10 protein-coding genes are annotated in these 11,997 nt (G+C 38.5%); 2 read left to right on the top strand and 8 right to left on the bottom strand.

Going from position 1 to position 11,997, the window contains the following annotated elements; all coding sequences use genetic code 11:
* Positions 1-611: 611 nt before the first annotated feature.
* From H5232_RS20375 to radA, 5 genes are all read right to left on the bottom strand, one after another.
* Positions 612-1,355 carry a hypothetical protein gene (locus H5232_RS20375; protein WP_182719713.1) on the bottom strand — a complete coding sequence of 248 codons (744 nt, stop codon included), beginning with the start codon at positions 1,353-1,355 and terminating at the stop codon, positions 612-614.
* A gap of 699 nt (positions 1,356-2,054) precedes the next feature.
* Entirely contained in the window at positions 2,055-2,309 is a 255-nt protein-coding gene (locus H5232_RS20370) for a hypothetical protein (protein WP_182719603.1), read from the bottom strand.
* Between the two features lie 24 nt (positions 2,310-2,333).
* Entirely contained in the window at positions 2,334-2,549 is a 216-nt protein-coding gene (locus tag H5232_RS20365; protein ID WP_182719604.1) for a hypothetical protein, read from the bottom strand.
* Positions 2,550-3,150: 601 nt separating this feature from the next.
* On the bottom strand, positions 3,151-4,083 hold the full coding sequence (locus H5232_RS20360) for a hypothetical protein (protein ID WP_182719605.1): 933 nt from the start codon (positions 4,081-4,083) through the stop codon (positions 3,151-3,153).
* A 159-nt stretch (positions 4,084-4,242) separates the two neighbouring features.
* Complete coding sequence (gene radA / locus H5232_RS20355; RefSeq protein WP_182719606.1) at positions 4,243-5,628, bottom strand: DNA repair protein RadA; 1,386 nt, start codon at positions 5,626-5,628, stop codon at positions 4,243-4,245.
* A 373-nt stretch (positions 5,629-6,001) separates the two neighbouring features.
* Between radA and H5232_RS20350 the strand changes: the two genes are divergently transcribed.
* Positions 6,002-8,488, top strand: coding sequence for a PilZ domain-containing protein (locus H5232_RS20350; RefSeq protein WP_182719607.1), 2,487 nt, complete (start codon positions 6,002-6,004; stop codon positions 8,486-8,488).
* Positions 8,489-8,493: 5 nt separating this feature from the next.
* On the opposite strand, the gene serB is transcribed toward H5232_RS20350, so the two are convergent.
* Positions 8,494-9,507 carry a phosphoserine phosphatase SerB gene (serB, locus tag H5232_RS20345; RefSeq protein WP_182719608.1) on the bottom strand — a complete coding sequence of 338 codons (1,014 nt, stop codon included), beginning with the start codon at positions 9,505-9,507 and terminating at the stop codon, positions 8,494-8,496.
* Positions 9,508-9,803: 296 nt separating this feature from the next.
* Here serB and H5232_RS20340 point away from each other — a divergent pair, with 296 nt between their 5' ends.
* Positions 9,804-10,424, top strand: a complete 621-nt coding sequence (locus H5232_RS20340) for an AhpA/YtjB family protein (protein ID WP_145235511.1) — start codon at positions 9,804-9,806, stop codon at positions 10,422-10,424.
* Here H5232_RS20340 and H5232_RS20335 read toward each other — a convergent pair.
* Together H5232_RS20335 and pdxH are read right to left on the bottom strand one after the other, a co-directional pair.
* Positions 10,391-11,164, bottom strand: coding sequence for a TatD family hydrolase (locus H5232_RS20335; protein WP_182831412.1), 774 nt, complete (start codon positions 11,162-11,164; stop codon positions 10,391-10,393). The two genes, H5232_RS20340 and H5232_RS20335, sit on opposite strands and share 34 nt — an antisense overlap.
* Positions 11,165-11,170: 6 nt before the next feature.
* Entirely contained in the window at positions 11,171-11,809 is a 639-nt protein-coding gene (gene pdxH, locus H5232_RS20330) for a pyridoxamine 5'-phosphate oxidase (RefSeq protein ID WP_145235507.1), read from the bottom strand.
* Positions 11,810-11,997 lie beyond the last annotated feature (188 nt).

Genomic DNA, 11,997 nt, shown 5'->3' with positions numbered 1-11,997 from the left:
CTAAAAAAGTAGCCATCATTGCGTGTATACGAAAGCTGGTAGTGATAATAAATTCAATGGTGAGAGATGGTGTAATGTGGGATCCTGAAATGGTTTAAAATTAGGAATTGACACCATAGTCACTTTGTTATATGCCTGCACCACCATGCAGGATAATTTCATTCTCGTTGCTATTTAATAGTTACAAAAAACTATCAGAGAACTATTTTACTTTATGGTTTCTTAGTTGGTGTTCACCCAATATTTTTCGAATTTATTCTTCTCTGTAATGGTATATGGATAATCGGCTAATTTTAAATAAACACCAATAATTCATTTATTTTAGTAGGTAAAAGTACATAACATCTAATTAAAAATGTTTCTAAGTATTCACTGCTGTTAGATTTAGACCCTAATAATTTTACTTTTCCAACCATTTCAGATGCAAGTTGTTTAAGGTTTGGACTAAACTTCGTTATTTCATCTATGTTAAACCATGCCTCCCCAAAACCTGAAAAAGCATTTAAATTCAGTTTACCTATGAAAACGACCGCATAATAGTCAAGACTTAAAAAATTTCTCGTTTTTAAGAAAGAATGCAAATTATGAGTTTACCACATAGGAGACGCTTATTATTGAGGTGATTCTGGTTCTCCTACTATTTTTTGTAATATAATGCTAGCTACAATACTCGCCATGATCGGCCACCAAATAAATGCATATATTGCGTAAACGTGTAGACAAAGATAAGCAATAGACGTAGTGATGTGAAATGTAGTGACTATAATAGAATCATTACTATCTTTAGTAATTAACCTCCCTAGTATCGAACATAGCCCAAGTAAAACCAGAAACCCTGCAATTGGATAGATAAGATAATTTAAAATGTCTAGTGTTGGATAGATAAGATCGTGTAAAATTTCCATTTTTGCATTGTTCCATCCCTTGAGCGAGAAATAGCTATATAAATCTATAAGAATAGCGACCAGAAAACCACCAGTTAATATAAATACCACTGGGTTTTTGAATATATTTGATTCTTCCCCCATTTCTGCACCTCCATAAAGGTAATTTGAGGTAATATCTTTGCCACAATCCTTAATTTCATAATCATACCTGCCAGCCTCTACGTTAATAGCAGAACCATTTTCATTCATTTCTTGGAGTTTTTGATAGCTATCTGTTTGTACTTTCTTCAATTCGTCACGATGGGTCATATTTGTTTTTGAAATAACTACATGATAAATATCTTTAGTAGAAATAAGTTCATTATTCACGATGACTTTACCTCTTTTAAAAGGTTCGATAAAATCATCCCTTACTTGCACTTCTGACAAATCTTTAAATATACACTTCCAAGAATTATCATTTTTCATTTTTAACACTATGTGAAACTTACTCAAGAGTAATACCTGTGCCATAAACGCTCAGAATGAACTTGGATTTGGTCATGTAAAACTGTAACCGATTTCTCTGTATATTTCATATATCCACCAAACCCTATATTGCATATAACGAGGCTGTAGAATAACTCGTTTTTAATTTATTTTTATTGATGCATTAACCATAGCTGAGTTCCTATTTTGATTCAATCGGTTACTTCGATTTTACGTGAAATATAAAAAGAGGATTTACTGTTTCTTTAATGGGCGTTTTGGAAGGTATGACAGGTGTTTAAGTGGCTTATTTGGAGAGGTAGCAGCTTACCTTTATTAATGCATCGTGTTTTGCAGCTTTTCTATATTATGAACTAAGCAATACAGTTACCGCAGTATGAAGTGAAAGCATTCACTTTCGTTTGACCGCGTAAGGTCAATTTATTCAGCGAAATTGATTGGAATGAATTTATTTTGGCAAGATAAGTCAGGCTTGACTCCTTACCTAATGAAAGAGCCATAACAATTTACCGTGGGTGAATAATATCTATTAGATCACAGTAACCAAATGGATTCAAGGTTAAAAAAAAATCAAGCCAAATGCGTAGAATCAGTTCCTAAAAAGAGTAATTATACAGCCTCAACGCCCCCATCAAGCGCCGCCGTAGGCGGTCGCTTGGATGGGCTTGTTAAATGCTGTTATCGATTACCATGCTCTTTGATCAAAGATATGAGCAAAGACGTTGAAATCTTATACTCATTACTTGAACTATGTGATTCATTACTTTTAATAAAGTTTTTTGTACTGTTACTTTCTTTCAAAACCACATTCGATCCATTACCTGACAAGGTTATCGAAGATTCAGTTTCTATGTGCCCACTACTTGTTTCTTCCCATTCATAATCAAGCTCCATAGTCCCTGAAACTGAACGACTTTCACGTTTTGCCATCATTAAACTCCAAATTTTATTAAATTATTAACTGAAAATTATTTTTCCAGCCTTGGCTACCTTAGCTATATCTATTAATTCATACTTAGTTTTACTATGACAATTTTGCACTTCGATGGTGCACCCATCCAGAATAACTTTAGCAATATCAATAATTTCAAACTTAGTGAATTTTTTCCCATCAATAACTAAGCTAGCGCCAGCTTTGGCTATATCAATTAATTCAAATTTTGTCTTATTCAATTTCCTACTCCTTGGTTATGGAAATATGATGAAGCTGATTTAGCATTTAACAGTTTATTCAAAGGATCTAAACCCACAAGTTGCAGACAGAAAATCCTTTGAGTTTTTTAATACTTTCAGTCTAACTCTGTATCTAAATGTAAATCAAGGGATTTATCTTTGTTGTTTTTTTGTTGCTGTAAATCACAAGAAATAAACCCGCGAGTTGTTAAAAAACTCAAAACTGTTTATGAATACAGGAAAATAAAGCAGATAAAGACACGCGTGTCGCTCATTTTCCTGAATATGGGAGCAAACAACAGCTTGATTATTCAATGAGTTATTATCCTAAACCTATATCAACGTCAGTTTCCCACTTGAAACAATCTCTAAACTTTAATTTTCACCGTTGAGTTTCGTTGCTATGAACCACAACCTACGATGATAAGTTCAACGCTGGCCTGCTCTGGTTTTTCCTAGCACCTAACGCCTAAAACCTAGCTCCTAATCACTAAAATCACCCAACAACAAAGCGCGAGCAATGCTCGCGCTTTAAAATAACTCAAAACTGTATTTTGTCTTAAACTTACCGCTTAAGACTTACAACTTATAGCTCTACGAGCTATTCGCCCTTCGCTTTTAAATTTATAAACTCTGCCAGTTCTTCTGGTTGCCCCATTAGGGTGAAGATCTGTTGGTTAATTTCGGTCATGGCTTGCCCTTCTGGCAAGCTTGCTGACACGGTTAATGAGCTTAAACCTTGCGTGAAGTTTTTAATCGCTTCACTCAGTTCCTCGCTGACTGGCGCTTGTTGTAGCTGCATGTTGACCATTTGCTGCATTTGCTCCAGCGTCATACCTTGCTTTTCAAGCGTTTGTTCAACGAGTGCTTTAAATTCACCTTCGTTATTGAGGGCAATTTCGATGCTGCGTGGTTCAAGCTCTGCAAGCGCCTCCATTAGTAAGGTTTGTTGCTGTAATTGCTGCTCTAAAGTCGGCTGTTGACTACCTAGTTGTTGCTGCATTTTGCTCAGCGCCAATGAAGCATTCATCAGTGCGGTTGATTTTGCTAGACCGAGGTTAAAATTAAGGCCTACAATATTTTTAGCATTAAGCGCAAAGTCGATATCACTATCACCTGATTTTTCATCATAGTTCATCAATGTATGAAGATCATAACTAGCAGCAGCGAGTTTATTGTTAGCGTCTGGTGGTAACTGCGCTAAAAAATGCTCACTGAAGGTAAAGTTTTTTATGCTCAACTCGGTACGAGGAGCAATTTTATCTACTTCGTATCCCGCCACTTCAATGCTCGCAATATTAGCAACCGGCTGCTGATCAAACCCAGTGATTTGCATATTTGATATTTCAACACTTTGCCCAAGCACGCTGGCCGAAATATCTTCATAACTGGCTGTTACACCCATTTGCTGGCTCATTAATGCAAGCTGACGATCAACTTCTACTTTAACTTCTTGAGTCAGTGCATGATTTGCATAGCTAACACCACCGATAGCCGCAACGACAACAACAGCAACAATTGCGAGTTTTTTCATTCTATTTCCTTATTACAATTTCTATTATCACCGTTGTTATTTAGCTTAGTCTCTAACGGCTTTAGACTTAAGATTTTGCTAAGCGTATCATTCAATAATACCTTTGATAAGGCCTAGCATAAGTAAGTGCAAATTGATTTGCACTTTTTTTGAGCGTGGCTAATTAATTAAACTTAGCAGTTCATGCACTGTTTTAACTGGGGTTATTTTAGCGCCCAGCCCTTCCATTGATTTATGGTAATTACGAAATGGAATAAATATTTCGGTAAAACCATGTTGGGCAGCTTCTTTAACGCGTGGCACGCCACTGTCGATTGGCCGTACGTCACCGTTTAAACTCAGCTCCCCCATTATGCAGGTGGTACGCGGTACAACAAACTCATTTAAGCTACTGAGTAAGGCAGTCACTAAGGCTAAATCGATACAGGTTTCGGTTTCATCAATTCTCAGCCCGCCAACAATATTAAAAAACGTATCATGAAAGATTTTGGTTTTAGTGTGCTTGCGTAAAATACCAGTGAGCATTTTTATTCGGTTCATATTTAAACCTACGCACACTCGCTGTGGAAACTCCGCCTCGGTTTCGGTGGTTAAACATTGTATTTCGAGCAACAAGTTGCGGTTACCTTTTCGAATACAAGTAATGGTTGAACCGGGTGAGTCGGTACTTGATCCCGATAAAAATATTTCACTGGGGTTATCAACACTTAACATACCGCGTTCGCACATTCTAAAAATGCCCACAGTATCAATGTCACCAAAGCGGTTTTTATTGGCGCGCAAGGTACGTATTTGCCCATCGTTCGTGTCGATATGTAATAACGCATCAACAATATGCACTAAAGTTTGCGGCCCCGCTATTTCATTATTTTTATTTACGTGGGCAATAATAAACATAGTGACGTCATTTTGCTTGCAGTACTGTGTAAGCGCTTGCGCGGCACTTTTAACTTGTGACGGTGAGCCTGGGCTGCCGTTTGCGGTATCAGTAACAACCGCTTGAATAGAATCGATTACTGCAAACTTGATGTTATTTTTTTCAAGCTCGTCGATAATGGTTTCAACACTGGTTTCTGATAACAAATACAATTCGTCTGGGTTGTAATCGAGTTTTAAGCGATTAACACGGTTTTTAAATTGCGATAACGACTCTTCTGCTGTGCAGTAAAGTGATGGCATCCGCTGTGACATACGCGCGACTAAATCCGATAATAAAGTCGTTTTACCTGCTCCGGGGTCACCAGAAATAATATTCACAGAACCTGTAGTCACGCCACCTGATAATACTCGGTCAAGTTCACCAATACCGGTTAGTTGCTTTTCGGCTTCGGTGGTTGCGATGTCATTAATTTTTTTCGAGCCACCGCCAACGCCACCAGCATAGCCGCCAACAACGCTGCGCGTTGCTGCTTTTTTAGTTTGCCCTGCTGAGGGCTTAAATTCGGCTAAGGTATTCCATGCGCCGCAGCGACACTGTCCTTGCCAGCGTTGGTAGTTCATTCCGCATTCGGTGCAAACAAACTCTATTTTTGCCGCTTTTGCCATTAACTTTTGCCTACCTTCGTCATTTTGAAATCATTTATGTCCATACTAGGATGATCTTTAATTTATTGTTGCGTTATGGTGCGCTGAATATTGACCTTGCCAATAAGGCAATTCAACGCCACAATCGAGATATATAAAAAAGCAAGGTTTATCACTTTTACTTTAGGGCATACTTTTTGCTTAATCTTTTGAGCTTAGGCTTTTTTGATTAATAAACTAAAGTAATGAGCCATTTATTTGGCAATCTCATAATAATAAAAATTAAAGATGGTAACTCATTACACCGCACATGCTGCAAACCAGCAACCAAGTGAGTGTGTAAATACATGTGCAGTATACCAACTTTTTAGAATAGACGGTGATGGTTTTATAAATGACTGAAGACACTCTGCTTAAATATGAAAGTTTAGTTGATGAGCTTAAATCATATTTAGGTAATGCCAAATTTGACACGATCTTTAAATCGAAGACAGCGGGTTTAACAAAACCTGAGCAGTTCTTGATCAAGATGGAAATGTCGCGCTTGTCACAACCTATCGCCCGCTTTATTGATTTACGCGGCCAAGTAACAGGCCAAGTTAAACCTTATGAGTATGAAGGCAAACAACACTTTATGGATGAAACCGCCATTGCGGTATTTGAACAAGCCATAGAACGTCATGGTGGTTATACCCTTGCTGTTTACGAAGCAGTAATGAACACCGATAATAACCATCGTGTAATGCAAAAAAAAGCTGCTGAACAAGCTAAGCAACCTGAGTTACAGAATGAACAAAAATTAGATTGCCAAGTTATTAAATTTGCCTCTTATGAAAGTCGCCGTGAAGAACGGATGAACTATTCAATCAAAATCACTGTAGAACTCAGCAAAGATAACACCATTGCAGCAACCACCTCAGATATCTCTTTAAGTGGCGCAAAAATAAAGCTCTCACCGCGCTATCAAGTCAAAAAAGGGCAGTTATTAGGACTGCGCCTAGTTGGTCTTGAGCAAGATTTTGAATTAGGTTTAAAAAACGGTATTCAATATGAAGTTGTTGCAGTTGAGAAAATCTCTTCGGAATTTAATCACATTCGCTTAAAACGTACTTTTATAGAAAATAACGAAAAATTTGATGAGTTTTTAGAAAGTTTTATTCACGGCAATAAGCGTCGTTATAAAGTAAATTTAGATAACACCTTAGATGCAGTCGTCTCAAAAGGCTATGAGCAGTATTATATTCCCCGTGTTACCTCGTTATTTACTTTTTTTAGTTTGCAAAACGATAAACTCTACCCAAGTTTAGTGCTGACCACTGAAAACAATATCTTTATTCAGCGTTATTTTTGTGATGAGCGAAAGCTGTCATGTTTATACACCATTTTAAATCAGCAACGCTTAGCTCAGTTATTAAGTAACCCAGCCCCAGTTAAAGAAGAGTATTTATATACCTTTACGCATGTGGTTGCTGGAAAAGTATATTATTACTCAGCAACACGCACTGAATTGACTGCAGAGCCGCAATTAAGCGCATTATTTTTTGGTTTTGGTAGTCAAAAAGAAAGCTGGCAATGCTTTAAAGTACAGTTAATGCCAAGCCATCCTGAAGATTCATATATTCCGTTGAGCTTGCCAAATACCGCTGGCAAAGATATTGAAAAATTGAACAAGCCACCAACACCTCGCGTGCAAGGAATGATCAAAGACGTAAAATATCTAGTGATTTTAACCGCTGTAGGAACAGACGCTGAACAAACCCATTACCAAAGCTTTAGTTACGATAAAAGTATAGTTAATCAGCTCAAGCGCTTTGGTCACGGTAAACATAAAACCCCACCAAAGCTTGAAACCGTTGATTTAGAGTATGTAAATCTGCGCTCACATAAACGCTACTTGTATAAAACCGATGTAGTATTAACAACTCAGGATGAGCAAACACATACCGCTCATAGTCGTGATTTTTCGGTGATGGGTTTGCAAATTGAGTGTGACCAACCGGTTACTTTTCAAAAAGGTGAAGTTGTTGAATTAAGCTTGCCTGAGCTGCAAAAAATAACCAAGAAGCACACGCTGAGTAAATTAAAGTACGAAGTGATGGCGGTCAGTAAATCGTTCACCACTATCAACTTAAAAGCCTTACGTATTGCTGATAACCCACACGAAGGGGTAAAGTTTTTTACGCAATTAATTGAAAATAATAAAGATAAATTAAAAGTATCTGAAGAAGCGCCAAAGGTGCCAGGATTATCGACAGCGCTGCGAAATATGGTAACTAAAAGTGTTTGTCAATTTCCGTTTTATTTACATAAAGAAGCTACACATTTTAAAACAGGAGCTATCGGTCAAGGCTTGTACCCTAGCCCATTGCATATCATTTTACAAAACTATGGCTTGCTTAATAATACTACCAGCATTGATGCTTTTTTATCGCCAGAGCAGCTCAATGACGTGATCACACCGCTTATAAAAGATCGCAGCCGTCAAGATCCACCGTTACCTTTCACTTTATTTATTCGTTTTGATCCTAAAAAATCAACCATTGAAGACGCTATAAAAAGCAAGTGCAGTGCTGGCGAAGATTATGCCCCACAGTTACTCTTTTTAAAGAAAGGTCTTAAATCTGAGTTGCTCTTTATAATGCGTATTTATATTTCACGCACTGGCCGCCCTGATACTGATTATTTATCTAACGAACTAAAATACGTAAGCCAATATGCATTGCATAAAGCAAAAGATCTTGAAGAGGCACTGTGGGCAGTCACAGGTGTTGGTGACATGGTTGATGTAACAGATGAAACGCTTAGTCATTTGGACTTTACCGCAGAACTAGTAGAACAAATGAATAAGCGCAAACAGATTTGGCTTAAACGGCTAACTTAAATCTGTTACTTAACAACAGGAATAGTTAGTAAATATAATAATTGTAATAGCGAGCCTTGGCAAATTGCAGCTTGGGCTTGTTCAACAACTTTAGGTTTACCGTGTACGGCAACACCGAGTCCTGCCGCAGCCATCATGGTCAAATCATTCGCACCATCACCAATCGCCACTGTTTGTTGCGTAGGTAAATTTAATCGTTGCTGTAATTGGCTCAACACCACGGCTTTTTGCTGCGCATCAACAATCGTGCCTAGCACTTTACCCGTTAACTTATTATCTTTAAATTCCAACACATTGGCATGTACTTCGTCTAGTTCAAGCAGTTTTTGCACTTGTTCAGCAAACGGCACAAAGCCACCTGAGGCAATGGCTAAATACCAATTATGCTGCTTTAGCACTTGGCATAGCGCTTTGATCCCTGGCATTAATGGTAAACTATTTTTTAGTTCATCAATTAAGCTTTGCTCAATACCCGCAAGTTTAGCGACTCGTTGATGTAAGCTTTCACTAAAATCTAACTTACCAGCCATCGCTTGTGCGGTTACCGCAGCGACATCATCATATACATCAGCAAGCCTTGCGATTTCGTCAATACATTCAATCGTAATGGCGGTTGAGTCCATATCCATGACTAATAAACCGGGCTTAGTTAAAATCGGTGGCTTACTAACTTGTACAAGTTGAAATCCCAATGGATGAGCAAATTCATTCAGTACCAAAGGATTAATGCTTGGACTTAGTGTCTCGCTGTAAAAACACAGTGCGGGGCTTAAGTTTGGCTCTGGTTGATAACGACAAAATGCACTGACAATAAACTGCTGCTGAGCTAAAAAGTTAATTATATTAGCTAGTTGTTGGCCGCTAAAGTCCCCTGCAAAAGCAATACTAAACATTCCTTGCGGATTAGTTGGTAAGCTTGTTGGTACTAATAAAGCATCTTGATAGTGATACCACATACCTAACGACAACTGTGCCGATAACTGCTCTGATGAAAGGCTCGCAAAGCGCTCCAATGTCATGATAACTCCAAAAATGATACTAATGTCTCCCCTGTAAAATAACAATTATACCAATCGGGTTAGGTTATTGGTCATTTATAGCGACGGATAAATAAAGTGATAACAAGGCATAAATTTTATATGTAGTTGTTCTACATAAAAAACTTACAACGCCGTTAGCGCTTTATTTAGCACGCTAGAAAGGCTAAATATTTAAGTCGATTGGTATTAATTCGCCATAAAGGGGGATTTAAGGTTATAGTTACGCTTAGTTGTAACATCAAAAACAAAAGCTGTCAGCAGCGTAAACGGTGACTATGAAAAATAACCATCTTAAAAACCCTATTTCAGCATCTCTTAGGCAACGCCTAGTGCGATTAAGTATTGCTGCGGCATGCTTTGTATTGCTGACTTGGGTTGCTGTTAATGGTAGTTTTCAAAGCCACCAGTTGCTTTATGATAGTGCCGACAGCACAGCAAAAAGCTTAACTCGTTTTATGGCTCTCAATGCCAAAACGCCGCTACTTGAAAAAAACAAACCTGAATTAACAGCCTTATGTAACAGCATAAGCAAAGATGAATTTGTACTGGCTGCAACGATTTATGATCAGCAAGGCATACTTATCGCCAGTAGTGATAATTGGCAAGCTCACCATATTTTAGGTAAGCTGCCCAACTCCACTCCGGGTATTAGTAAACTTAAAACCCCGTTTGTTGAACCGATAATCAGTGATGACGATCGCCCACTAGGATTTGTTGCAATAACTTACTTGACCCGCTCAGCAGTAGCAACCAGTCATAGCAGCTTTCATGACTTAGGCCGCCAAGTATTACTAATGCTAGTGATAACCTGCATTTTTACTTGGCAATTAGGCCGTGGTTTAAAGCGCTGGCAAGTAAATCGTTATATCCGAAAAAGTTCTGAGCACGAATCATAAAGCTGCTTTTGAAAACCAGCCTTATAAGGTGTTGTGATCTGCTTTAATTGACATAACTGCTCAAACACTAGGGGTAACTGTAACGGCGTGTTTATTTGCCCTTGAAAGCCCGCTAACGGCATTGCAGGTGCATCTGTTTCAAGTAGTAAGTGTTCAGGTGCTATGTGAGCAACAACGGAACGTGTTTTTTGTGCTCGCTGATAAGTGATCACCCCGCCCACCCCGAGTTTAAAACCCTGTTTAATATAATACTGTGCTTGTTGTAATGAGCCTGAAAAAGCATGTATAACACCACCATATTTTGGCTTACAGCGCTTAAATGACTGTGCAATAAGGTCATGGCTTTGTCGATGATGCACAATCAATGGCAATTCAAGCTGATTAGCAAGGTCGATATGGTGCTCAAATATCTGAGTTTGCAAAACAATATCGTCAATACTGCGGTCAATGCCACACTCGCCAATAGCAACCAATTGCTGGTGATGTTGCACAGTAAAATCAGTCAGTTTGGCTAAATGACTATGGTGATATTCTGCTAAAAAGTAAGGATGTAAACCTGCACCGATGTGCACTACAGAATGCTGTTTAGCAAAAGCGCATAAAGAAAGAGATTGTGCCAAAGTGATCCCCGGCACGATCAATTTTTCGATCCCCAGCTGCTGACATTGCTGAATTAGCTTGGTGCGGGTGGCATCAAATTCAGTAAAATCTAAATGGCAGTGGGAATCAATAAACGCCATAATAAACTATGGGTTTAAACGTGTAATTTGCCAGCTATTATCAGCTTGACGCTGATATATAAAACGGTCATGCAGGCGGTGTGCACCACCTTGCCAAAACTCAATTTTTGTTGGCACAACACAGTATCCCCCCCAAAAATCTGGCAATGGTATTTCGCCTTTAGCAAACTTGGTTTTCATATTAGCAAAAGTTTCCATCAACACTTTACGCGATGATACAGGACGGCTTTGCTTTGAAGCCCATGCAGCTAACTGGCTTTCTTTGGGACGTGACAAAAAGTACTTGGCAACCGCTGAAGTTGGCAGTGGTTGTGCTTCACCATAAACAATCACTTGGCGCTCCATATGGTGCCACGGAAAATGCAAAGAGATTTTATTATTGCCTTTAAGCTCTTGTGCTTTACGCGAGCCGGTATTGGTAAAAAACACAAACCCGTTATCATCAAGATGCTTTAACAACACAATACGTTGCGAAGGCTGACCGGTTTCATCAACCGTTGCCACCACCATCGCCGTTGGATCGGGCAGTTTACTTGCTACCGCGTGCTCAAGCCAGGTTTCAAATTGCTTGAATGGATCATCAAGTAAATTCTCTTCGCTCAGAGCATCTTGCAAATACTCACGACGGATATCTTCAAGTTTCATAAAATTCCCTCTAGGTTCTAGGTTATAGGTTCTAGGTTATAGGTTCTAGGTTCTTCAAAAATTTATAAACAACTATCTGTGTATCAAACTATTCTTAGAGCCTAGGGCCTATTTCTTCCTAGTACCTTGTCACTTTTGTATGTGACTTAGGCTAAATAAACTCATTAACGCAGCTAAAGCGAACTACA

It is taken from the genome of Pseudoalteromonas sp. SG41-5 (genome assembly GCF_014164495.1).
GTDB lineage: Bacteria > Pseudomonadota > Gammaproteobacteria > Enterobacterales > Alteromonadaceae > Pseudoalteromonas > Pseudoalteromonas rhizosphaerae.
Note: the sequence above shows the minus strand (reverse complement) of the source record. Positions and strands in the feature narration are given on the sequence as shown.